We start from the raw sequence: 22,924 nt of genomic DNA, 5'->3' as shown, positions 1-22,924 counted from the left end.
ACGGGAGACGAAAGACGGGGAACGGGGACGAGAGACGGAGGACGATGTGTCAGTCCCAGCTAAAAACCGCTCTGGACCAGAGCCTCGGCGCGGACGGCTGCCGGAGCTGATCAGGGGTGCGCGATGACGACCAGCGCCGGGGCCCGCTCGAGCACGGCGCCCACGCACTCGCGCGCCGTGAGCGGATCCAGGGCGCCGAAGCTCTCGTCGAGGATGACCGCGTCCGCGCGCTGGAGCAGCGCGCGCGCCAGAAATAGCCGGCTGCGCTCGCCGTGCGACAGCTGCCACCCCGTCTCGCCGACGACCTGATCGAGCCCCGACGGCATGCGATCGAGCAGCGGACCCAGGCCGAGCTTGCGGCACACGAGCTCCGCCTCCCGCCGGTCCTCCGGCGACGCGGGCCACGCGCGGCCCATCAGCAGGTTGAACGCGAGCGTCCCCGAGAGCACGTGGTTGTCGTGGAACTGCGGCGCGCTCGCGACGCGGCTGCGCCACGCGGCCCCGCCCAGCGTCCGCCGATCGAGGCCGCGGAGGAGCACGAGGCCCGACGACGGGGCGTGGAGGCCGCTGAGCACGGCCGCGAGCGTCGACTTGCCGCCCCCGGAGCGCCCCTCGAGCAACAGCCGGTCGCCCTTCGAGAGGACCAGGCCGCAGTCGCGCAGGACGGGCTCGGCGCGCTCCCCGCCATAGCGGAACGAGACGCCCCGCGCCTCGAGCACGACGTCCGACGCCGCGGGGCGCCCGAGCACGGCCGCCGGGATCCCGGGCGGCTCGCGGGCCTCGGCCGCCGCGAAGAGCCGCGCGATCGAGCGCCACGAGACGGCGGCGGAGAGGAGCGCGCCGAGGCTCGTCGCCAGCGTCGCGAACGCCGCCTGCGCCTGCAGGATGCCGCCCGTGGCGACGACGAGCGGGCCGACGCTCACCCCCGCGAGGACCGCAGGGACGAGGCCGAGCAGCCCGAGCGCGAGCCACCCGCGCGCCGGGAGCGACGCGAGGAGATCGCCCACGCGGTCCATCGCGCGCGAGGCGGCGTGGTAGCGCTCGAGCACCGCGTCCTCCTCCACGTGATGGAGGTGCGGGGCCTGCTGGGCGACGCGCGTGCGGTGACCGACGACGTTCTCGACGAAGCCGCTCGTGATCGCGAACCGCTCGCGCGTCCACGCCGCCCGCCGCCCGGCGAACCGGCGGGCGAGCAGCGCCACGGAGGCCGTCCACCCGGCGAGCAGCGCGACGTGCAGGCCGCCGCCGGCGCCGGCGGAGAGGACCAGCGCGGCGCTCGCGAGCTGCACGAGCGCGACGACCGCCCCGAGCGCGCCGCCGAGGCCCGCCGTCTCGACGGCCTCGGACTCGGAGACCATGGCGAGGAGCTCGCCCGAGCCGCGCGCGCGGATCGCGGCGGGATCGAGGCGGAGCGCGCCGCAGAGCAGGCGCTGCTTGAGGAGCGCGGCGACGTCGATCGTGAGCAGGCCCCCGGTCCAGGAGGCGAACAGCTGCACGAGGATGGCCGAGAGCGACAGGAGCACCCACGCGAGCAGCCAGCCGGGCTGCACGGCGCCGTCGAGCGCGCCCGCGCCGATCAGCCACCAGGCGAGCACCCCGAGGGCGATCTGCGCGGCGGCGGCGGCGAGGAAGAGCGCGCCCCGGCGGAGCGCGCCGCGCATCGAGAGCAGGCGCCGGAAGCTCGATCCGGGATCGGGGCGGAGCAGCCACATGCCCGCGATGGGGCGGTCCGCGACGAGCTGGGCGAGGAGCTCGGCGCGCGCCCGCGCGGCGCGCCGCGGCGGGATCTGCGCGGCGGCGAGCCACTTGTCGACGTGCGACGCGGGGCGGTCCTCGAGGTGGGCGGAGAGCGCGCGGCGCACGGCCTCCAGCGGGATCCGCGCCTGCGTGAGCGCCGGCGTCAGCACCGAGAGGCCCCGGCGGCCCGCGGAGACCACCGCGAGGTAGCCGTGATCGAGGCGGACGATCGAGGGGCCGAGCGACGCGATCGCGCGCGGCAGATCGGCGAAGCTCGACTGGACCGCCTCCGCCTCGACGCCCATGCAGCCCGCGTACGCCTCGATCCACGCGGTGGGGTCGCCGTCCGGCGGCGCGCCGGGCGACGGCGCCGCGCCGCTCGCGAGCCCGCACGCGGCCGTGAGCGCGCTCATCGCGTGCCCGAGCGCGGAGGGCTGCCACGCCACCTCGGCCAGCGCCGCCGCCGGCGCGGCCTCGTTCGACCTCGTGTCGCTCGCTTTCATGCTGCCCCCTCGGTGAGCCGGCCGCTCTCCATCGTCGCGCTCCGGAAGCGCCCCTTCGACCAGACCTCGTCGCGCGCCCGCGCGTCCGCGTCGGCGAGCGCGCGGTAGCGGCTCCGCGGGTCGTCCAGGAGGGCGCGCGGCGCGCCGTCCTCCACCACCCTGCCCCCCTCGACCACGAGCACGCGATCGAAGCCGAGCGTGTCCATCACGTCGTGGCTGACGAACACGAGCGTCGCGCGCGCCCAGCGCTCGCGCGCGCGGGCGAGGAGCGCCCGGCGCCGCTCGCGCTCGAGCCCGCGGAACGGCTCGTCGAGGAGCACGAGGCGCGCGTCGGCCTTCATCAGCGCCCGCGCGAGGCGGACGCGCTGCCCCTGCCCGCCCGACAGCCGCGCGCCCCCCTCGCCGATGGCCGCCAGGAGCCCGTCGGGCAGGCTCTCGAGCACGCCGGTGAGATCGGCCTGGCTCATCGCGAGGGGCACGCGCGCGAGGGCGTCGCCGGCGTGGCCGAAGGTGATGTTCTCGAGGAGCGTGCGGTTCCAGAGCTGGACGGCCGGGTCGACCCACGCCGTCGCGCGGCGCAGGCGCCCGACGGCGGCGTCGTCGAACGGCTGCCCGTCGACGAGCACCTCCCCCCGGGAGGCCCGGAGCCACCCGAGCAAGAGCGAGAGCAGCGACGACTTCCCCGCGCCGGACGTGCCCACGATGGCGACGTGCGACCCCGCCGCGAGGCTCAGCGAGACCTCGGAGAGGAGCGTGTGCCCCCCGGCCTGGACGCTGACGCCGCGGAGATCGATCGAGGCGGCGCCGGGCGCGGCGGCGCTCCCGTCGTCGTCGGCGGCGGGCGCGCGGGGGAGGTCCATCTCCGGGGCCGCGAGCGGCGCGAAGAGGCGCACGGAGGCGTTGCGCACGTTCTTCCAGCCGACGAGCGCGGCGACGAGCTCCTGCGCCACCACGGGGAGCCGCAGCGACCAGAACACGAGCAGGAGCAGCGCAGCGGCCGGGCCGCCGGAGGCGACGTAGCCGCCGACGATCGCGACCGCCACGGCGGTGCTCGCGAGCCCCTGGACGGCCTGCATGGCGGTGGCCTGGGCGTGCGCGAGGCGGCCGGTCCGCGCCCACTCGACGAGCAGCGCCTCGTGCTCGCGCCGCACCGCGCGCTCGGCGCCGTGGACGCGGATGGGCACCGCGCCGAGCAGCGCGTCGAGGTAGAACCGCTCGAGCGACGCGGCGTGCGTGCGCAGGCGCATGAGGCTCTCGACGAGCGGCCTGCGCGCGAGGTACGGGGCCGCGAGCGCGACCGCCGCCGCGACGAGCGAGAGCCACGCGCCGCCCGGGTAGAGCCAGAGGACGCCGACGAGCGTCGCGGCGAACGACAGCGCCGCGCGGGCGATGCGCGAGAAGAGCGCCGGCGCCTCGCGCATGAGGTGCATGGCGTGGCCGCGCGCGGTCATGTCCGAGGTGGGCCGGCTGCGCAGGTAGCGATCCTCCAGCCGCGGCAGCTTCTCGAGGAAGGCGGCCCGGAAGCGCACCTCGAGGGCGCGCCCGAGGCGCGAGACGGCGTGGGCCGCGAACAGCTCGAGCAGGAGGGCCCCGGCGGCGAACGCGACGAGGGCGAGGAGCCCGAGCGCGCGCTGGTACTCGACGGTGACGTGCTTCACGGCGTCGAACAGCCCGCGCAGGACGACGACGTCGATCGCCGCGATCGCCGCGCTCGCCGCGAGCGCCACCCCGACGAGGGCGAGGGCCCGGCCCGCGTCGGCGCGGAGCATCGACAGGAAGAGGCGCGAGGGCGACGGCGTGGGCCGCTCGAGCTCGCGGCGGACGGGCGCCGGGAGCACCGCGGCCGCGACCGCGCGCGGCGCCTGCTCGACCGGCGGGGCCGCCGGCGTCGCGCTGCCGCGGTAGCTCGGCGGGGGCGGCGGCGCGGCCGGACGCGCGGCGTCGGCGAGAGCGCGGGCGGGCGCGGGGGCGCGGGCGGCGACGTGGACGATGACGGCGCCGTGCACGAGGAGCTTGCCCGGGGCCTTGCCCTCCGTGGCCCAGAAGAACCCCTTCGGGATGGCGCCCGCCTCGCCGGCGAGCGCGCGGTCGAAGACGCCCTCGAGCACGCGCTGCGCCTCGGCCCCGCGCGCGATCGCGCCGCCGCGGACGAGGCGCGCGACCATCCGCACGGCGGCGTCGAGCGCCGCGAACGCGCGCCACCCCGGGTCGGCGTCGGCCCGCGCGATGAGCGCCTCCCCGCGCGCGCCGAGCGCCCGGAGCTTCGCGCGGAGCGGGGCGAGCGCGTCCTCGGACGACGCCCACCGCCGGAACCGCTCGATCGAGATCGGGATCGGGAAGTGCGGCATGTCCTCCAGGAAGCGCTCCGCGCGCACCCAGCGGCGCCCGCTGCTCGGGTCGAGGATCTGCACGAACGGCCCGAGCCGGCGCCAGACGACGAGGAAGTGGAGCGCGTCGCCCGCGCCGCGCTTGACCACGATCGCGGGCAGGCAGTCGGCCTCGGGCAGGAGGAAGCTGTCGTGCGGGACCACCATTTCGGCCGTCGCGAGCCCGAGCTCCTGGCCGAGCGCGGCGAGCGCGTCGATCGACGTCCCGTCGACGTCGGTCTGGCAGCGGTCGCGGAGCCACTCGTAGTGCACCTCCACGCCGAACCCCTGGAGCACCGCCTTGAGCGCGGCGGGCCCGCAGTCCATGAGCGAGGTCTGCAGCACCTCGGGGACGAGGAAGGCGCGCTTCATCGGGGGCCTCCCGGGGCCACGGCGCGGAGGAGGAGCGTCCACGGAGAGACGCGCTCCACCTCGACCTCGGTGGTCCCCGGCATCCCGTGCTGCACCGGGATCGACGCGGCGCTGTCCGGCCGCACGAGGAGCTCGACGCGGATGGCGCCGTCGAACGGCTCGCTGGCGACGTGGGAGACCTCGCCCTCGAGCATGCCGAACTGCGTCCACGCGAACCCGTCGAGGCGCATCCGCGCCTTCTGGCCGGGGACGATGCGCCCGACCGCGTCGGACGGCGCGAAGAGCGCGACCGCGTGCACGTCCTCGCCCGGGACGACCGTCGCCACGAGGTCGCCGGGCTTGAGCACGTCGCCCGCCTGGAGCGCGGCGATGTTCCCGAGCTTGCCGGCGATGGGCGCGCGGATCTTGCGCCGCTCGATCTGCGCGATCGCGGTGTGGACCGCGGCCTCGGCCGCCCGCTGCTCGGCCACGAGGTCGCCGAGCGCGCGCTCGAGCTCGGCGAGGTGGGCCGCCGCCTGCCGCTCGTCGTGGCGCCGCGCGACCGACAGCCGGTGGAGATCGGCGCGCGCCCCCTCGGCCTTGAGGAGCTCGTCGGCGGCGCGGGTCTTCGCGTCCAGGTGATCGGCGGTCGACGCGAGCCGCTCGTCGTGCAGCCGCTCGGAGATGGCGCGGAGCTCCTCGCCGTGCGCGGCGGAGAGGTCGCGCTGGCGCAGGTCGATCCGGGCGCGCGCGATCGACGCGTCGGAGAGCTTCTCCTGCAACGCGCGCACCTCCTCCTCGACGGCGATCTGGCGCCGCAGCGCCTCGAGCTTCGGCGCGAGCACGGCCACGCGCGTGCGCTCCTCCTCCAGGCGCTTCTCCTCGACCGACGCGTCGAGCTCGACGAGCACCTCGCCCGGCTCGACGTCGCGCCCGAGCTCCACCCGGACGACCGCCACGCGCCCGGCCTCGGCGGCGGCCACGCGGTGCGCCATCCGGCTCACCTCCAGGCGCGCCTTCGCGGTCGTGGCGTAGACGGACACGCGCGCCGCGTGCATCCAGGCGGCCCAGGCGCCGAGCACGGCGAGGGTCGCGGCGAGGCGGACCCAGGTGCGCGCGCCGCGCTCGAGCTCGAGCGATCGCATCGTGCGGTGGAACGGCGAGGCCACGTCAACAGCCCTCCAGCGCGACCTTCTTCCGGGGCCGCGCGATGCCGTAGGCGTTGAGCTTGTTGGTGAGCGTGCGCCGCGACACGCCGAGCAGCTCGGCGGCGCGCGTCTGGTTCTGGCGGGTCCGGTCGAGCGCGGCGACGATGCGGTCCCGCTCGAACGAGCGCAGGTCGCCCCGGATCCCGACGTCGGCCTGCGCGCGCGGCGCCTCGAGCATCAGGTGGTCCGCGACGATCGGCCCCCCCTTGGACATGACCACTGCGCGCTCGATCACGTGGCGCAGCTCCCGGATGTTGCCCGGCCAGGTGTGCGCGAGGAGCGCCGCCGTCGCCTCGGGCGCGAGCCGCGGCGCCGGGCGGCCGAGCCGCCGCGCGAGGCGCGCCGCGAAGAGCTCCGCGAGCGGGAGGACCTCGGTGGTGCGGGCCCGGAGCGGCGGGATGCGCAGCGTGACCGCGTTGAGGCGGAAATAGAGGTCCTGGCGGAAGTCCCCGTCCCTCACCATCTGCTCGAGATCGCGGTGCGTCGCCGCGATCACCCGGACGTCCACGCGCCGCGGCCGCGTGCTGCCGACGCGGACGATCTCGCCGTACTCCAGCGTGCGGAGGAGCTTCGCCTGCGTGCGGGGGGACAGCTCCCCGACCTCGTCGAGGAAGAGCGTGCCCTCGTGGGCGGCCTCGAAGAGGCCTTCGCGCGGGGCGACCGCCCCGGTGAACGCGCCGCGCTCGTGGCCGAAGAGCTCGCTCTCGACGAGCGACTCCGACAGGCTCGCGCAGTTCACCTTCACGAACCGCTCGCGCGGGTGCCGCGACATGCCCGCGATCCACTCCGCCACGACCTCTTTGCCCGTCCCCGTCTCGCCGAGGATCAGGACCGGCAGCGGCGTGGGGGCCACGGTCTCCAGGGCCTCCCGAAGGCGCCGCATCTCCGGATCGATCGCAAGAAAACCGGGTTGACAGTCATCCACCATGAACGCTCCTCATCACGACGAAAGGGCGTGATTCATGTCTCTCACGTGCCGTGGCCGTCGGGGTCCGACGCTGACTCCGGCACCGACTCCGAGGCGGCGAAGGCCTCGTGCGGCGGTGCGGACGTCGCCTCCGCGAGGGCCGCGCTGGCGCTCGGGGTGTCGCGGCGGCGACGGGTCGGGGGCGACTCGAAGCAAGTCGGTGGCCAACGCCTCAGCCCGCCGGCGGACGCGCGGCGCGCCGCGGAGCCGGCGGCCCCCTCCGGTCGAGCGTGGACGACGAGTCGAGCAAGGACGGCGCAATCTGGCGCAAGGCCGCACATCCCGTGCTGCCCGCGCGGAACGCCGCGCCGCGAGCCCTGGACTGGAGGGAATCGCAGCGGCGGTCCGGGGCCGACCGTGGCGCGGAACCACCGCCGCTCCGGCGAGCGCGTGTCCGGCGCGATGTCCCGAGCGGCCCCGCGCGTCGAGGCTCGCCGCCCCCGCCTGGAGGCTGGAGCCTCCACCTGAGGGCTGACGCCACCACCAGCGTGGATGGCTGGAGAACGTGAGAGGAAGGGAGACGAGCGCGGCGCGGGCGCGCCGCTGTTACGGAGTCGAGCGCAGCGTCGATGTGGCTGGCCGGCCGGCCGGCCGGCCAGCCAGCGCGCTACTCATCGCATTGCGGCTCGGGGTCATCGACGGTGACGTCCTCGGTCCGGACGTAGCCGTAGGGGTGCTTCCAGCGCACCACGCCCGAGCCGACGTCCTTGGTCGGCCCTTGCGGCACGTAGTACACGGCATAGAGCGTGTTGACCTGGACCGGCTTCAGCGCTCCATAGGTGCCCGCGCCGCCGCCGTCCGGCTCGTAGAGATCGAGGACGACCGCCGGTATCTTGTCGAACTTGGCGAGGGACACGTAGAGCAGCCGATTCTGCATGTTGTAACAGGCGCCGCACGGGGTCGTGGGAGGCTGGATGTCCGGCGGGATCTCCAGGTCCGAAGGCCCCGTCTCCGACGCCGCGGCCTCGGGGCCCGCGAAGGCGAGCGCCGCCACGGCGGCCCCGGCGAGAAACAGACCAGCTGATTTGATGCGGTGCAGAATCATCCCTGGTTCCTCCTGGCGCTCGCTCGACGGTCGTCCTCGTCGTCCCCAGCTCGCCGGCGCGAGAGCCCGCGCCCGGCCTCGCGCGATCGCTTGTTCTACTCCGCCTCGCCGCCGGCAGCCACGATGACCGTCATCGTCCGGAACCTCCCCTGCGAGGTCACCCAGTGTATCCTGCCCCCTCCGACGTCCTCGGTCGGCGCTTGCGGCACCAGGTACTCCACGTAACCGTTCGCCACGCGGTACGGCGCCAGCTGCTCTCCATAGGCCGACTTGCCGTCGCGCAGCAAATCGAGCTCGAGCGATACCGCCTTCGCGCTCCCGATGGCATCGAGGGACACATAGAGCCGGCGGTCCCGCATGCTGTAACAAGCGCCGCACGGGGTGACCACGGGGTTGGGATCGGTGGTCGCCGGTCCGTGGCGCACCGTCGACGCTCGCTCCGCCGCCATCGCGTCGGTGGAGGCGATGCCGAGCGCCGACACGACGCCCGCGGCGACAAGGAGACCAGCTGCTCTGAGACTGTTCCGAATCATGGCGAGATCCTCCGTGGCGCCCGGCCTGGGACCGTCGTGTCCCCGCCGGTCGCCGGCGCTCCTCGATCCGCGCAGCGGGTCGATCCCGCTGCGCGGCCCCGAGGCTCGCGGGGTTGATGGTTGAGACCCGCGATCGATACGCGCCCCCGCGGCGGATCCTTCCGCGGCTCCCCCCCGGCGCCGGAGCCGCCGCGATGCGCCCGCCGCGGCCCGCTCACGGCACCAGCGCCCGGAAGCTCGCCCAGTCGGACGAGGGGGTCGCGCGCAGCGCCGCGAGCGTCGCCTCGCGCAGCTGCGCGCCGGGGTCCTCCTGCCCGGCGGCGACCAGCGCCACCATCATCCGCTCCGCCAGCGCGTCGTCGACCGGGCGCGTCGCCGCGATCACCGATCCGGCGCCGGCGACGAGGAACGCCTGCGCCAGGCCGAGCCCGAGCCCCCGGGCCCCGGGCGCGGCCCCGGTGCGCGCCGTGTCGCAGCCGGACAGGACGACCTGCGCCGGCGCTCGCCGCAGCGCCAGGATGTCGCTCACCGCGAGCTGGCCCCCGCCGGCGAGCGGGAGGCCGCTGTCCCAGCCGTCGATCCCGCCGAAGAAGCCGTGGCCCGCGTAGTGGAACAGCGCGATCCCGGGCTGCTCCAGCGCGGAGGCGACCGCGGCGTGCGTGGCCGCGCCGCCCGAGAGGCGCTCCACCGCGCGCCCCTGCCCTTCGAGCGCCGCGGCCACCGCGTCGGCCTCGCGCCGCGCGGCCGGCAGATCGCGCTGCGGATCCGCGACAACGAGCGCGCCGCGCGCCGCGCCGGCGCCCCCGGCTCCCGGGGCGGCGCCGCCCGGCAAATCCAGGCCATAGACGACGGGCATCCGGGCGACGAGCGGCGCGCCGTCCCAGGGCAGCGCGTGGACGTCGATCCGCTCGAGCTCGCCGTACGCCGCGACGCGCAGGCGCCCGGCCGCGCGGAGCGGCGCCTCGAACGGCCCGAGCAGCCGCGCGGCGAGCGTCGCGGCGGGGGCCGCGGGATCGAGCGCCGGCAGCCGGCGCGCCGCGACGCCGTCCCGGGTGACGGCGAAGCCGGCCCACCCGTCGCGGATCGGGTGGAAGGCCAGCATCAGCTCGCGCTCGTCCAGGCGCGGGGCCTCCGCGAGCGCCGCCGCCGCCGGCTCCCCGCGCCGCACGAGCAGCAGCGCCTCGTCGAACCGCGCGCGGATCGACCGGCCGCGCGCCGCCCGGGCCGCCCGGGCCGCCTCGAGCTCGTCCGACGACAGCCGCCAGTCGTCGCGGCCCTCCTCGTCGAGGGCGGCGCGCTCGCGGCGGTACGCGGAGAGCGCGGCCTCCCAGCGCGCCCGCGCCTCGCCGTCCAGCGACGCGATGCGGTCGACCCACCGGAGCGCCGCGAGCGCGAGGGCGCGCGACCGCCGGGCGGCCGCGAGGGCGCGGGCCGGATCGCGCTGGAGCAGGAGGTCGACCGCGCGGCGGGCGCCCTCCTCCAGGCGGCCGAGGAAGGCGCCCCGGCCCTCGCCGAGGGGCGCGAGCAGGCTGAGCTCGCCCCGCAGCGCCTCCGCGGCCTCGTAGGCCGCGAGGGCGCGATCGGGCTGGCCCAGGGCCTCGAGCGCCTGCCCGCGGCCCAGCGCCGCCCGGTAGCGCCCCTCGGCGAGCGCGCTCGCCTCCGCGAGGCGGGCGAGCCGCTCGTACCGCCGCAGCGCCCCCGCGGCGTCGCCGCCGTCGAGCGCGAGGCGCCCCTCGATGTCGAGCCAATACATCGCGACCCCGGGGTCGGGGCTCGCGTCGGTCCGGCGCGCCTCGTCGAGGAGCGCGCGCGCCCGCGCCGCCTGCCCCGCCGCGAGCTTCGCCAGCGCGAGGTTCGTGAGCGCGTTCGCCCGCTCGGCCGGCCTCGGGCACGGCCCGCCGTACAGCGCGAGCGCGGCCTCGAGCGCGGCCTCGGCGTCCGCGAGGGGCCCCCCGGGCGAGGCGCTCGCCCACGCGACCTGCAGGGCGCCCCAGCCGAGGTTGTTCTGGAGGGCGGCCTGCTCGCACGGCGGGCTGCCGGCGGGGAGGGACGCCTCGACCTCGCGCAGCAGCGCCTGCGCCTCGAGCGGCCGACCCAGGAGCTGGAGGCCCTCGGCGCGCTTCTGCAGGACGTGGCGCCGGTGGTCGCGGAGGCCCAGGCGCTCGGCGGCCGCGGCCGACGCGTCGAGCTGCCGGAGCGCCGCGCGCAGGTCGCCGGACTCGAACGAGAGCAGCGCGGCGTAGTACGGCTTGAGCGCGCGCCCCTCCGGGTGGCTCGCCTCGAGCGGCGCGAGCGGGTCGAGCGCGGCGCGCGCCTCCGCGAACCTGCGGCCGTTGTAGAGGAGGGTGTAGGCCAGGGCGAAGCGATCGAGGAACTCGTCGGACAGCCGCCCGGCGGCGCGGTGCGCCCGGATCGAGGCCTCGAAGCGCGCGATCGCCTCCGGGATCCGGCCGCGCGCGAGATCCACGCGCGCGAGCTTGCCGATGGCCAGGGCCTTCAGGGTGGGGTCCTGGCCCGACGCGAGGCCGCCCAGGGCCGACGCCGCCTCGTCGAGCCGGCCCTGCCGGCGCAGCGCCTCGGCCTGCGCCAGCGCGGGCGCGGCGAGGGGCGGGAGCAGCGGCAGGCGAACGACCGCGCGCCCGCCGTTCCGCTCGGCGGTCACCGAGACGGCCGCGGCGCCGTCGGGCACGGGGACGCGGACGAGAAGGCCGCCCTGAATCGGCGCGCCGTCGAGCGGGATCGGGGTGGCGCCGGCCTCGACGGCGACGCGCGCGCCCTCGGGCGCCTTGATCCAGAGGCGGATCGCCCGATCGTCGGGCAAGGCGCAGGCGGGGCCGGCGAGCACGGCGCCGCAGCCGGCGAACTCGACCTCCAGGGGCGGCGGTGGCGTCGCGGGGGCCGCCGGGTCGGGCGCGTCGCCGGCGGAGGGCGCTGGCTGGTCGCCTGCGCCGCCGGCGGAGGGGGTCGCGCCGCCGGGGGCGCGGCTCCGGGAGACGAGCGCCGCCGCGCCGAGCAGCGCCGGGACGAGCAGCGCCGCGCCGAGCCCGGCGGCCCGGATCGCCCGGCGGCGGCTCATGGAGTCTGCGGCTGCGGCGGGGCGGGCGGCGGCGGCGCCGCGCCCGGCAGCAGGCGCACCTTGAGGCGCAACACGCGGAATGCATTGGGGTTTTCGCCTTCGCCCGGCGGCCCGTCCGCGAGCTCGGCGGGCCTGTCCGGCAGCGCCTCGGGCCGCCCGATCGCGATCGCGATCTCCCAGTCGCCCTCGGGCACCCCGCGGAAGAGCGCCGCCGTGTCGCCGGCGATGCGCGCCGCGCCCTGCGGCGACACCTCGGCGCGCACGTCCCAGGGGAGCGCCTTGTCCCCCGCGATCAGGAAGGCGCGCACGGCGACGGGGCCCTCGACCCGGGTTGCGGGCCGGAGGGCGATCTCGAGCCGCGACCCCGGGCCGAGGCGCGCGATGTCGGGCGCGACGGCGTCACCGTTCGCGGACCGTTGCCCGGCCTCGCCGCCCGCGATCGCGACGGCGTAGTCGGGCACCGGGGCGGGCGCCTCGAGGAGGGCCAGCGCGCCCGGCTCTCCGGTCGCGCCGCCGTGGCGGCCGGGGCCTAGCCGCGCGACGAGGACCCACGCCGCGGCCGCGGCCAGGACCGCCGCGGCGGCGATCCAGCGCCCGCGACCCGGCGCGGCCGCCAGCGGGATCACCCTGCCCGCGGGGGCTGCCTGGGTGCTCGCGGCCGACCGGAGCGCGCCGGTCGCCTCCGCCCGCGGCGCGCTGGTCGTCTCCGCGCGTGGCCCGCCGGTCGCCTCCGCGCGGGGTGCGCCGGTCGTCTCCGCGCGCGGCGCGCTCGCCGCCGGCCCGCCCGCGCTCGCCGCCGGCGCGCCGCGCTCCGCGCCGTTCGCCTGCAGCCCGGCCAGGATCTTGTCGGCGAACCGCGCCCGCGCCTCGCCGTCCAGCGGGCGCGACGCCTCCCAGGCCTCGCGGTCCTCGGCGGAGCGCTGCGCGAGCGCCTCCAGCGCGTCGAGCTCGCCCTGCGCGAGCGCGCCGTGCACCCTCGCCGACCAGCGCGGATCGCTCGCCCGATCCTCCGCGCGCGCGGCGCTCGCCAGCGCCTTGAGCAGCTCCTCGTCCCTGTCGTTCATCGTGCGCGCTCCGGGGTGGTTGGGTCTGCCGCGGGCGCCCGCCCTGGCGCCTCGGCCTCGGCGGCGAGCTCCGCGGCGATCTGCCGGACCAGCCGGCCGATGCGGCTCCGCCAGGCATACACGGCGTCCGCCGTCATGCCGGTGAGGGCGCACGCGTCCTCGGTGGATCGCTCGTCGACGAGGAGCAGATAGAACAGCTCGAGCCCGCGCTCGCTCAGCCGGTCGCGGAGCCGGACGGCGAGGGTCGCGAGCAGCTCGCGCGAGATCGCCGCCGGCTCGGGCGAGACGGACGCGGTGTCGACGCGCTCGAGCGCGTCGTCCTCGGTGGGCTGCTCGGTCCAGGGGTTCCGGCGGCGGCTGCGCAGGATCGAGCACGCCTCGCGCTCGGCCACGAGCCCGACGAAGCTCGTGAGCGAGAGCCCCCGGGCCGGGTCCCACTGGCGGAGCGTGCGCCCGCCGTCCGCGAAGAGCGCGAGGAACACGCTCTGGGTCATGTCCTCGACCTCCTGCCGCACGTCGCGGTGCCCCGCTGCGCGGCGGCGGCGGAGCAGCGGCCGCATGACGCGCTCCTGGATGGTGGGCGTGAGCAGATCGACGAGCGCCCTGACCGCCGCCGGCTCCCCGCTCACGGCCCGCGCGATCAGCGCGAGCGCCGCCTCGGAGGTCGCCGCCGCCCCGGGCTCCCGCCAGGGGCCGTCGGCGGGCGTCCACGGCTGCACGGGCGAGGGGGACATCGATGGCATCAATGCACACGGATAGACGCGCGCAACACGCCCGTCAATCGAAGCAGGCTCTCGCCGGACGACTCGACCCCTGCGAGCCGGCGATTTTTGTCGAGGCCCGTGTCAGAAACCGCGGGGGCGCGGCGAAGCGATCCAGGGACGGATGGACATCCAGGCAGGCAGAGGGCTCGGGACGAGCCCTGGGGTCGGCCCCTGTCCATCGTTCGTCGTTTGTTCGTTGCAGAGAGGGGCGCCCCCCGGGGCGCGAGCGGCGCATGGCGAGGCTCGATGCGATGCGGACTCAGGTCATCCAGGATAGGTCGTCTTGCGCTTCTCGCCGCCTGGCACGCTCTCCCACGCCCAGAACCACATCACGATGCCATCGGCCGCCGTGGCGCCGGTCATCGTCCACCGTCCATCGGCCCTCACGTGGTCGGGCTCCTGCGGGTCGTCGCAATAGGCATTGCCGTTCGCGAGCCTGCCGTAGCGTCCCAGGGTCGTCGCTCGTATCACGCCGCTCATGCAGCCACCGTCTTTCGTTGCGTCGTGGGGGCGCGCCCGGCGGCCGCCTATCGCAGGATGCCGAGGGCGAGCTCGATCTGCTGGCGGGAGAAGACGCCGTGGTCGTCGACCGAGTAGTCGTCTGCCTCGAGCCGGAAGGTGCGCGTGGCCGTGACGTCCGCGCGGCCGCTGAAGCGGTACGGGATGACGGGCGTGGCGAACGACTCGCGGACGAGCTGGAGGCCGAGATCGACGGGGATGCTGATGGGGACCCGGACCTGGGTCGTGCGGTCGGAGGGGAGCCAGACGCCGTCGCCGTCGGCGCGGAAGTCGACCGGCAGCGGGTAGCGGCCGGCGAGCACGACCTGGCCGCGGACGGCGCGCACGGCGACGTCGTACGAGTTCGGGTTGTGGACGTTGACGACCACGGTCATGAGGACGCCGAGGCTCGGCGGGAAGCCGATGCGGATGCCGGTGATCTCGGCGTGGTCGAGCTGCATCGTCGGCTTGCTGACGCAGGCGGGACCGGCGATCGCCGTCAGCGCTGCGAGGGCGAGCGCGGGCAGGCGGCGCAGGAGGTGGTTCTTCCGGGGGCTCGGCACGGGCGGGAGCTTAGCCGCGGAGGGACGCGCCGTCACCTCGCAGCGTGGCGGCGCGCGAGGCGCCCGCGAGGGGGCGGCGTTGACGCGCGGCCGCGCGGCGGGGATGCTCCGGCGCGCGCCGTCGAGGGGCGCGAGACGGCCCGCCTGCCCTTCGACCCCTTGCCCTTCCCGGCATCCCGGCGCAGCGCGACCTGCGAGGAGATTGGATGGAGCCCACGACGATGGAACGTGCGCCCGCGGATGCGCAGCGCGCGCTGACGGCCGAGCAGATCGCGGCGATGTGCCGGCGCGCGTTCGGGGAGAGCGCCGTTGTCGCGTCCGCCCGGGAGCTGGGCGGCGGCACCTTCAATACGACGTACCTGGTCTCGCTGGCGCCGGCGATGGCGCTGGTCGAAGAGCGGCGGGTCGTCCTGCGGGTCGCGCCGCCGGACTCGGCGGCGGTGTCGTGGGACGAGGCGGCGCTCATGCGCCGCGAGCTGCACATCCAGCCGCACTTCGCCGCCCTTTCGACGCTGGCGCCGCGCACGCTCGCGGCGGACTTCACGCGCCAGCTCCTCGATCGCGACTACGTGTTCCAGACCTTGCTCCCCGGCGAGCGCTGGGACGACGTGGCCGACGCGCTGTCGCCGGAGGAGTCGCTTTCGCTGTGGGAGCAGTTCGGCCGAATCACGAGGACGATCCACGGGACGGCCGGCTCCGCGTTCGGCGGGCCGTTCCCGGTGCCCGAGTTTCGCGCGTGGAGCGAGGCGGTGCTGTACCGCCTGGGCTGCTCGCTGCGAACCATGGCGGGGGCGTCGCTCGACGTGAGCGAGATGGCGGCGGCGATCGAGATCATCCGCGGGGGCGCGGCCGTGCTCGACGAGCTCCGGGAGCCGCGGCTCCTGCACGGCGATCTGTGGCTGTTCAACCTGCTGATCGAGCGCGGGGCGGAGGGGCCCAGGATCGTCGGGGTGATCGACGCCGATCGGGCGTTCTGGGGCGATCCGATGGCCGACTGGACGATGTTCGTGCTGTCGAAGTCCGCGTCGCCGGAGAATCGGCCGCTCTACGATCGCTTCTGGGAGGCGTATGGCCGGCCGCCGCAGACGCGGGCCGGCGCGTTCCGGGCGGCCGCGTACGAGGCGATGAACGTCGGGATCGCGCTCCCCTGGGCCGCGCGGCACGGCCACGGCGACCTGGTGGAACGGGGGAAACGCGAGCTGCGCGAGGCGCTGGAGGCGCTGCGGCGGCTCCGGCCGTAGGCCGTCCGTACGCCGTGGAGGATGCGCTGTCCGGGGGCCGTCGCCGGGGGAGCGGAGCAGCGAAGGCAGGAACGCGCGCGCTGCGATGGAATGGGGTTGTCGCGCGGCGGTCAGGACGAACGCCCGGGGGGAGCGGCGGAGAGGGCGTCGTGCACCTCCTCGCGCGTCCCGGTGCCGGCGAGGACGAGCCATGTCCGGAGCGTCGGCAGGTCGCGCATGGCTTCGACGGCGGAGCGCAGCGATGGAGGCATGGGGCCGAAGCGAGCTTCGTACAGCGCGATGGCTCCCTGGGCGATCCCCAGCGCCACTCCCTGTGTGCGTCCCTGCTCGATGAACTGCTCGACGAGCTCCTCGGTGGTCATCACGAACTCCTCTTCCTCCGGCGTCGCCGGCCCGCGCTGTTCGACCTCCGCGCGGAAGCGTAGCAGAGGACCGAGCGCGATGGCGCGCTCCGGCGCATCCTTCGGCAGCTGGCGGAAGTCCTCGATCGCCTCTCGTAACACGCGCCCACCGCCCATCAGCCGGATCAGCACGGTCGAGCGCACGCGGGGCAGCTCCCCGAGCACGACGACGGCGGCCCGCAGCAGGCTCGGTCCTTCGTACACGCCCGCGGGCCAGCCGGCCATCGGCTCCGCCCGCAGGCCGTCGAGCACGGCCGTGGGACGGCCCGTCGACAATACCCAGAGAAACGGGGGCTCTGCCTCGCGATCGCGGGCCGTGCAGCTTCGCCACAGGGCCAGGTGCTTCTCCACGCACGCTCGCGCCTCCTCGGCGCTCGGCGTATCGCTGTAGGCCTCGATGGTGCACGCCGTCGCCGCGAGGCGGCCCAGGAGCCCGAGCCGCTCTCGACCCGAGGCGCGCGCCGCGTCGGGCTCGTACCACACGTCCGCATGCTGCGCGTCTCCGACGACCTCGGCGTTGGTCACCACCTTGCCTATCGGCGTGAGCCCCTCTTGAGCGACGTCCTTTGCCAGCCGATCGAATCGGTTTCGCATGGCGGGCGCAGGCTGGCACGCCGCGTGGACGATACCAAGAAAAAGGCACGCTCAGCCTGCGCGGTGGGACGGAGATGTGGCCTTACGAGCTGCCAGCGTGATGCATTTGGAATTCGACACATCCTCATGCAGCCGATGGGATGATCGCACCGTCATCAGACAGTACGACCGGGAACCCCCAACTCGCCTTCGCCTGATCCGTCGTTGGATCGTCCTCGATCGCCAGCCGCCCGCCCGAGAGCCACGGTATCCCGCGGCGCCCCCTTCCGAGGGAAGTAGCGCCAATCCTTCCCATCGAGCCCCGCCCCACGGCGCGGCCCGCAACGCGCCCGCCCTTGCGCCGGCCTCGACGCCGGCCCCTCGGCCATGGCATGACGGCGCCATGCCCGAGCGAGCCCTCTCGATCCCCCTCCCCGACGGAAGCGCGGTCTCGGGCGTGCTCCACGCGCCCGCGCGCGCGAAGCGCTCCGGTGTGGCCGTGGTGCTGGGCCACGGGGCGGGCGGCGACATGCACGCGCAGCTCCTGGTCGACGTGGCCAGGGGGCTCAAGGACCGCGGCCACACGGCGCTGCGCTTCAACTTTCTTTACAAAGAGCTCGGCCGCAGGGCGCCCGACAGGCCGGAAAAGCTCGAGATGGCCTACGAGGCGGCCATCGCGCGGCTGCGAAAAGACAAACCCGAGCGGCTCCTGATCGGCGGCAAATCCATGGGCGGCCGGATCGCCTCGCTCCTCGCCGCGCGCGGCGTCCCCTGCGACGGGCTCGTGTTCCTCGGCTACCCGCTGCACCCCGCGGGCAAGCGCGCCCCGCTCCGCGACAAGCACCTCTCGGCCATCGAGGCGCCGATGCTCTTCCTCCAGGGCACCCGCGATCCGCTCTGCAGCCTCGATCTCCTCCGGCCGGTGCTGAAGCGCCTCGGCGCTCGCGCGAGCCTGCATGTGGTGGAGGGCGGCGACCACTCGCTCGAGCTCCTGAAATCCGCCGGACGGACCGCCGATAGCGTGCTCGCCGAGATCCTCGCCGCCATCGACGCCTGGCTCGCGAAGCAGGCCCCCGGCAAGAGCGATGCTCCCCGCCCGTCGAAAGCAGGCGGCGCCCCGCGCAAGCGAGCCGCCGGACGCCGGCCCGCGGCGCCGCGCGCCGCGCGCCGACAGCCATGACCGAGCCAGACGGAGGGTGTGAAGCCGATGATCCCGCAAGCGCTGTTCTTCCTGACCCTCGCGTCGACGCTCGGGTGTGGGCTGATCGCGGGGGTGTTCTTCGCGTTCTCGAGCTTCGTGATGCCCGCGCTGGTCAGGCTCCCGCCGGCCGAGGGCATGGCGGCCATGCAGTCGATCAACGTGGTCGTGCTGAATCGCTCGTTCCTGGGCGTGTTCGTGGGGACCGCGGGGGCGTGCCTGATCCTCGCCATCGTGTCGATGCTCCGCTGGTCGGAGGCGGGCTCGGCGCTCCGCGTCGCCGGGGGCGCGCTGTACGTCGTCGGCACGTTCCTGGTCACGGTGGTGCGCAACGTGCCGCTCAACGACGCGCTCGAGCGGGTCTCGCCGGAGGCCGCGGCGGCCGCGGAGACGTGGGCGCGCTACGTCCCCGCGTGGACGACGTGGAACACCGCGCGGGCGCTCGCGGCCCTCGCGGCCGCCGCCCTGCTCACGCTCGCCCTCGTCCAGAGCGCGCGCGCCGGGTGATCGCGAGTCCGACAGGGAGCGCGGCGCTGCATCGTTGACGCCAGAAACGCCATGACGACCCGCGCGTCGGGCGGCCCCCCGAAGACAACGGCCGAGTCGGGACGCCTCGGCATCGCAGCGAGCCCAGCGTACGATACGACCACAATCGCTCGACCGAGCGGCTGAAGCGGTGGAATTGCAAAAACCGCTCAACGTGGCATATTGGACGTCCCTGCGCAACCCCGTCCAGTCCTTCCCATCCTTCCCATGTCCACCTCCACCCCCGACGAGCTCTCGATTGGCATTGCCCCCGGAGACGTGCTCCTCGGCAAGTATCGCGTGGAGAGCGTCCTCGGGCGGGGCGCCATGGGGCTCGTCGTCGCCGCGCGCCACCTCGCGCTCGACGATCGCGTCGCGATCAAGGTGCTCCTGCCGCGGTACGTGCAGGATCCAGAGATCCTCCAGCGCTTCCTGAGGGAGGGGCGCGCCGCGGTGCGCATCCGCAGCCCGCACGTCGTGCGGGTCGCCGACGTCGGCACGCTGGAGAACGGCGCGCCGTACATGGTCATGGACCACCTCGAGGGGAAGGACCTCGCCGCCGTGCTCGCGGAGAGCGGGCCCCTCGCGGTGCCCCTGGCCGTCGACCTCGTGCTCCAGGCGTGCGAGGCGCTCGCGGAGGCGCACGCGCAAGGCATCGTCCACCGCGACGTGAAGCCGAGCAACCTGTTCCTCACGCGGAACGCGGACGGCTCGCCGTGCGTCAAGGTGCTCGACTTCGGGATCTCGAAGATGTCGCACGCTGAGGACCACGCGCTGACGCGGGTCGGGGGCGTGCTCGGCTCGCCCCTCTACATGTCCCCCGAGCAGCTCCGCTCGGCGAGCGACGTCGACGGCCGCGCGGACATCTATTCGCTGGGCGTCGTGCTCTTCCAGCTGCTCACGGGGCGAACGCCGTTCGTCGCGCTGGAGCTCGCGCAGCTCGTCTATCTGGTCACGCAAGGCGAGCCGCAGCGCCCGCGCGCGCTGCGCCCGGACATCCCGGAGCCCCTGGAGCACGTGATCCTCACGGCGATCGCGCGCGATCGCGATCGCCGCTTCCCCACCGCCGCCGACTTCGCGCTCGCGCTCGTGCCCTTCGCCCCGCCGCACCGGCGCGCGGCCGCCGAGCGCCTCTTCGGCGCGCTGCGCGGCGCGCTCCCGGCGGGAGCCCCGCCGCAGGGCGGCGCTGTGCTCGCGGCCTCGGCGCCCGGGGCCGCCACCGCCGCGGCGGCCATGCCCGCCGACGGAGCGCACACGATCGTGCCGGTCGGCACGACGAACCGCAGGCCAGCGTCGCTCGACCGGCGCGTCCTCCCCATCGCGCTCGGGCTCGGCCTCGCGGTCGTGGCGAGCGGCGTGTTCCTCTCGCGCCTGTCGCCCGAGACCGCGCCGACCGAGGGCGCTCAGGGCGCCCAGGCGGAGCCCCGCGCCGCGCCGCCGAGCGCCGCGCCTTCCGTGGCCATCGAGCCTTCCGCGAGCGCCGCGCCGCCGCCCACGGCGACCGAGCCACCTTCCGCGGCGGCCGAGCCACCTCCCGCGGCGGCCGAGCCTTCCGCGAGCGCCGCGCCGCCGCCCAGCGCCGCGCCGCCGCCCGGCGCCGCGCCCGGCGCGCCGGCCGAGGGGCAGCACGACAAGGCCCGCGCCACGGCCACCGCGGCGCCGAGGCCCGCGAAGCCGAGCGGCTCGGCTCCCCCGAAGCGCAGCGCGCCGCCCCCGAAGCGGCCCGCCGGCGCGGATCCCTTCCAGCGCGATGTCTTCTGATACCCTCGCCGGGACGATGACGCCGCAGACGACGAGCCGAGCGAAGCGCGGGCCCAGGTGGGTCGCATGCCTCTGCGCGCTCGGCGCCGGCCTGACGGCGACGCTCGCGGGAGGCCCCGCGGCGAGGGCCGACGACAAGGCGGGCGCCGTGGCGCTGTTCGCGGAGGCGGGGGCGCTCGTCGACGCCGGCCAAGCGGCGCGCGCCTGCCCCAAGTACGAGGAGAGCCTGCGCCTCTACGACAGCGTCAACACCCGGTACTTCCTCGCCGATTGCTACGAGCGCGTCGGCAAGATGGCGTCCGCGTGGGCGCAGTTCCTCGAGGTCGCCGCCCGCGTGCGCACGAGCGGCGACCGGGCGAAGGAGGCGAAGGCGCGCGAGCGCGCGGCGGCCGTCCAGCCGAAGGTCTCGCGCCTCACGGTGGTCGTCGAGGCCGCGAGCACGCCGGGCCTCGAGGTGAAGCGCGACGGCAGGCCGGTCGGCCCCGGCCAGTGGGGCGTACCCATGCCCGTCGACGCGGGGACCCACGTCGTCGAGGCGAGCGCGCCGGGCAAGCGAGCGTGGACGGCGCAGGTCGAGGTCGAGCCGGGGGGCGCGACCTCGACCCTCGTCGTGCGCGCGCTGGAGGACGACCCCGCGTCGGCGGACGCGGGCGGCGACGGCAGCGGGCGCCGCACGCTCGCGCTCGTGACCGGCGGCGCGGGGATCGTGGCCGTGGGCGTCGGGACGGCGCTCGGCTTCGCCGCGAAAGCGCGGTTCGACGAGTCGCGCCCGTTCTGCAACGGCGACCGCTGCGACCGGCGCGGCATGGACATCCGCGACGGCGCCGTGGCGCGCGCGAACGTCGCGACGGTGGTCTTCGGCGTCGGCCTCGCGGCCATCGCCGGCGGCGGCGTGCTCTGGCTGACCGCGAAGAGCCCGTCGACGGGCGCGTCGGTCGGGCTGACGCCCACGCTGGGCGGCGCGCTCGTGCGAGGCAGCTTCTGATGCGCTTCCGGGTGCTCGCCGCCGGCCTCTGCGCGTCGGTGCTCGCGACCGGGTGCGGCCTCGTCCTCGGCATCTCGTCCGGCGAGTACGACCCCGACCCGTTCGGCCTCGACGGCGGGGCCGCGGGCGCTGGCGGCGCCGCGGGCTCTGGTGGGGCCGCGGGCGCGGGAGGCGCGGCGGGAGCCGGGGGCGCCGGCGCCTCGGACGCCGGGGCCGAGCCGCCTCCCTGCACGGCGCTCCTGGACGACCTGGAGGACGGCGACAGTGCGATCCTCCGGTGCCAGGGCCGCGTCGGCAGCTGGTACACGTACAACGACGGCACCCGGAGCGGCACGCAGACGCCTTTGCCCGGCCGCCCGTTCGTCCCGGTCTCGCCCGGGCACGACCCGAGCAACTACGCCGCCCACGTCGCCGGAAGCGGCTTCACCTCGAGGGGGGCCGGGATGGGCTTCGACCTGAACCTCGCCCCGGGAGGGGCGAAGTTGAGCTACGACGCCTCCGCCTACGTGGGCCTGACCTTCTGGGCCAAGGCGGCGGCGCCGACGCACATCTACGTGAACTTCCCCGACCGCAACACCGATCGCGAAGGCGGCGTGTGCGAGGGCTCGGGCTGCGGCGACCATTTCGGCGAGGGGCTCGACCTCACGACCGAGTGGGCGCAGTACACCGTCATGTTCTCCATCCTCAGCACGGACGGCTGGGGCGTCCCGGCGCCCCCGGCGTTCGACGCCGCGCACGTCTATTCGATCGAGTTCCACACGGCGAAGTCGACCGTGTTCGACATGCTCGTCGACGACATCGCGTTCGTCCCCTGAGCTCCGCGCGGCGGCGGCGAGCGGGCGCGGCGCTCGCTCAGGGCTCCGGCGAATCGATGCGCATGAACGAGAGGGTGCGGAACGTGCGCTTGCTGAGCTTCCAGCCCGAGTGCGTCAAGACCGCCTCGTTCTCGTAGGTGCCGTGGGCCACCTGGACGCTGCTCAGCGGGTCGTAGACGTGCGTCGCGATCAGGTAGGAGGTGATCTTCGCCCGGCGGCCGCCCGGGAGGATGTCGATACGAACGTTGCTGATCAGGTGCTGCGTGCCCACATAACCGGACTCCGCGAACAGGACGTCGATGAAATCGGCCCAGGCCTCGGCGCTGGGTACCGTGACCACCGGCGGGTCGCCCGGATCGGCGCCGGCTTCCCAGATGATGACGGGCGCGTCCTTCGTGAAGCACCTCGCGTAGATCGCCTTGCCCGTCTCCAGATCACCGCGGCCGATCGCGTCGGTCCCGGCCGCGTAGCAGTACTCGAGCTGCTCGATCTCCTGCAGCGCCTTGAGCTCCGACAGGCCGTTCGGGAGCGTGCCCTCCGCGGGCTTCGCGATCGACATGGTGACCGCGCCCGCCAGCGCGAGCGCGGAGGCCGCCGGCAAGGCACGACGCAGAATGCCGCTGAAACGATCGCCGTTCGTGCTCATGGAACTCACCCCTTTCGCTGGGCGTATGCAAGTCGCCAAGGATCAAAGATATAACCTAAATATCTTAACAAACTCCGTCAAGGACAGTTTTCCGCGAGCTCCAG

19 protein-coding genes are annotated in these 22,924 nt (G+C 75.5%); 6 read left to right on the top strand and 13 right to left on the bottom strand.

All coding sequences use genetic code 11. The annotated features are described in order from the left end of the window. Positions 1-110: 110 nt before the first annotated feature. The 11 genes from WME83_RS16400 to WME83_RS16350 form a co-directional block, all read right to left on the bottom strand. Positions 111-2,240: an ATP-binding cassette domain-containing protein gene (locus WME83_RS16400; RefSeq protein ID WP_437320221.1), complete on the bottom strand. Its 2,130-nt coding sequence runs from the start codon at positions 2,238-2,240 to the stop codon at positions 111-113. Continuing rightward, on the bottom strand, positions 2,237-4,978 hold the full coding sequence (locus tag WME83_RS16395) for an ATP-binding cassette domain-containing protein (protein WP_437320220.1): 2,742 nt from the start codon (positions 4,976-4,978) through the stop codon (positions 2,237-2,239). The genes WME83_RS16400 and WME83_RS16395 overlap by 4 nt, the downstream gene beginning before the upstream one ends. Next, positions 4,975-6,126, bottom strand: a complete 1,152-nt coding sequence (locus WME83_RS16390) for an HlyD family secretion protein (RefSeq protein WP_437320219.1) — start codon at positions 6,124-6,126, stop codon at positions 4,975-4,977. Before WME83_RS16390 ends, WME83_RS16395 begins: the two co-directional genes overlap by 4 nt. 1 nt (position 6,127) lies before the next feature. Continuing rightward, entirely contained in the window at positions 6,128-7,048 is a 921-nt protein-coding gene (locus WME83_RS16385) for a sigma-54 interaction domain-containing protein (protein ID WP_437320218.1), read from the bottom strand. A gap of 691 nt (positions 7,049-7,739) precedes the next feature. Further along, positions 7,740-8,177, bottom strand: coding sequence for a hypothetical protein (locus tag WME83_RS16380; RefSeq protein WP_437320217.1), 438 nt, complete (start codon positions 8,175-8,177; stop codon positions 7,740-7,742). 95 nt (positions 8,178-8,272) lie between these two features. After that, positions 8,273-8,710: a hypothetical protein gene (locus WME83_RS16375; protein ID WP_437320216.1), complete on the bottom strand. Its 438-nt coding sequence runs from the start codon at positions 8,708-8,710 to the stop codon at positions 8,273-8,275. Positions 8,711-8,924: 214 nt separating this feature from the next. Beyond that, positions 8,925-11,786 (bottom strand): CHAT domain-containing protein, encoded by a 2,862-nt coding sequence (locus WME83_RS16370; RefSeq protein WP_437320215.1) that lies wholly within the window; start codon positions 11,784-11,786, stop codon positions 8,925-8,927. Next, positions 11,783-12,850: a hypothetical protein gene (locus tag WME83_RS16365; protein ID WP_437320214.1), complete on the bottom strand. Its 1,068-nt coding sequence runs from the start codon at positions 12,848-12,850 to the stop codon at positions 11,783-11,785. The genes WME83_RS16370 and WME83_RS16365 overlap by 4 nt, the downstream gene beginning before the upstream one ends. Further along, the gene (locus tag WME83_RS16360; RefSeq protein ID WP_437320213.1) at positions 12,847-13,584 is read right to left on the bottom strand and encodes an RNA polymerase sigma factor; all 738 of its coding nucleotides are present in this window, start codon (positions 13,582-13,584) and stop codon (positions 12,847-12,849) included. Before WME83_RS16360 ends, WME83_RS16365 begins: the two co-directional genes overlap by 4 nt. A 294-nt stretch (positions 13,585-13,878) precedes the next feature. Further along, complete coding sequence (locus WME83_RS16355) at positions 13,879-14,094, bottom strand: hypothetical protein (protein ID WP_061623509.1); 216 nt, start codon at positions 14,092-14,094, stop codon at positions 13,879-13,881. Between the two features lie 47 nt (positions 14,095-14,141). After that, positions 14,142-14,675, bottom strand: a complete 534-nt coding sequence (locus tag WME83_RS16350) for an LEA type 2 family protein (RefSeq protein WP_020735260.1) — start codon at positions 14,673-14,675, stop codon at positions 14,142-14,144. A 221-nt stretch (positions 14,676-14,896) separates the two neighbouring features. On the opposite strand from WME83_RS16350, the gene WME83_RS16345 reads away from it, so the two are divergent. Continuing rightward, a complete protein-coding gene (locus WME83_RS16345; protein ID WP_437320212.1) occupies positions 14,897-15,916 on the top strand; it encodes a phosphotransferase family protein in 1,020 nt (339 codons plus the stop codon). Positions 15,917-16,026: 110 nt separating this feature from the next. On the opposite strand, the gene WME83_RS16340 is transcribed toward WME83_RS16345, so the two are convergent. Then, the gene (locus WME83_RS16340) at positions 16,027-16,911 is read right to left on the bottom strand and encodes a hypothetical protein (protein WP_437320211.1); all 885 of its coding nucleotides are present in this window, start codon (positions 16,909-16,911) and stop codon (positions 16,027-16,029) included. 382 nt (positions 16,912-17,293) lie between these two features. On the opposite strand from WME83_RS16340, the gene WME83_RS16335 reads away from it, so the two are divergent. The 5 genes from WME83_RS16335 to WME83_RS16315 all read left to right on the top strand — a co-directional run bounded on the left by WME83_RS16335 (position 17,294) and on the right by WME83_RS16315 (position 22,174). Beyond that, entirely contained in the window at positions 17,294-18,070 is a 777-nt protein-coding gene (locus tag WME83_RS16335; protein ID WP_437320210.1) for an alpha/beta hydrolase family protein, read from the top strand. Positions 18,071-18,097: 27 nt separating this feature from the next. Continuing rightward, on the top strand, positions 18,098-18,595 hold the full coding sequence (locus tag WME83_RS16330) for an anthrone oxygenase family protein (RefSeq protein ID WP_437320209.1): 498 nt from the start codon (positions 18,098-18,100) through the stop codon (positions 18,593-18,595). Between the two features lie 246 nt (positions 18,596-18,841). Beyond that, the gene (locus WME83_RS16325) at positions 18,842-20,374 is read left to right on the top strand and encodes a serine/threonine-protein kinase (protein ID WP_437320208.1); all 1,533 of its coding nucleotides are present in this window, start codon (positions 18,842-18,844) and stop codon (positions 20,372-20,374) included. After that, positions 20,364-21,359, top strand: a complete 996-nt coding sequence (locus tag WME83_RS16320) for a hypothetical protein (RefSeq protein ID WP_437320207.1) — start codon at positions 20,364-20,366, stop codon at positions 21,357-21,359. Before WME83_RS16325 ends, WME83_RS16320 begins: the two co-directional genes overlap by 11 nt. Then, the gene (locus tag WME83_RS16315; protein ID WP_437320206.1) at positions 21,359-22,174 is read left to right on the top strand and encodes a hypothetical protein; all 816 of its coding nucleotides are present in this window, start codon (positions 21,359-21,361) and stop codon (positions 22,172-22,174) included. The genes WME83_RS16320 and WME83_RS16315 overlap by 1 nt, the downstream gene beginning before the upstream one ends. Before the next feature lie 37 nt (positions 22,175-22,211). Here the strand turns inward: WME83_RS16315 and WME83_RS16310 are convergent, their stop codons facing one another. Next, on the bottom strand, positions 22,212-22,820 hold the full coding sequence (locus WME83_RS16310) for a nuclear transport factor 2 family protein (protein ID WP_437320205.1): 609 nt from the start codon (positions 22,818-22,820) through the stop codon (positions 22,212-22,214). Positions 22,821-22,924: the final 104 nt, after the last annotated feature.

Source organism: Sorangium sp. So ce385 (assembly GCF_051474135.1).
Lineage (GTDB): Bacteria > Myxococcota_A > Polyangia > Polyangiales > Polyangiaceae > Sorangium > Sorangium cellulosum_D.
The sequence above is the reverse complement of the archived record's forward strand: the minus strand, read 5'-3'. Positions and strand labels throughout refer to the sequence as shown.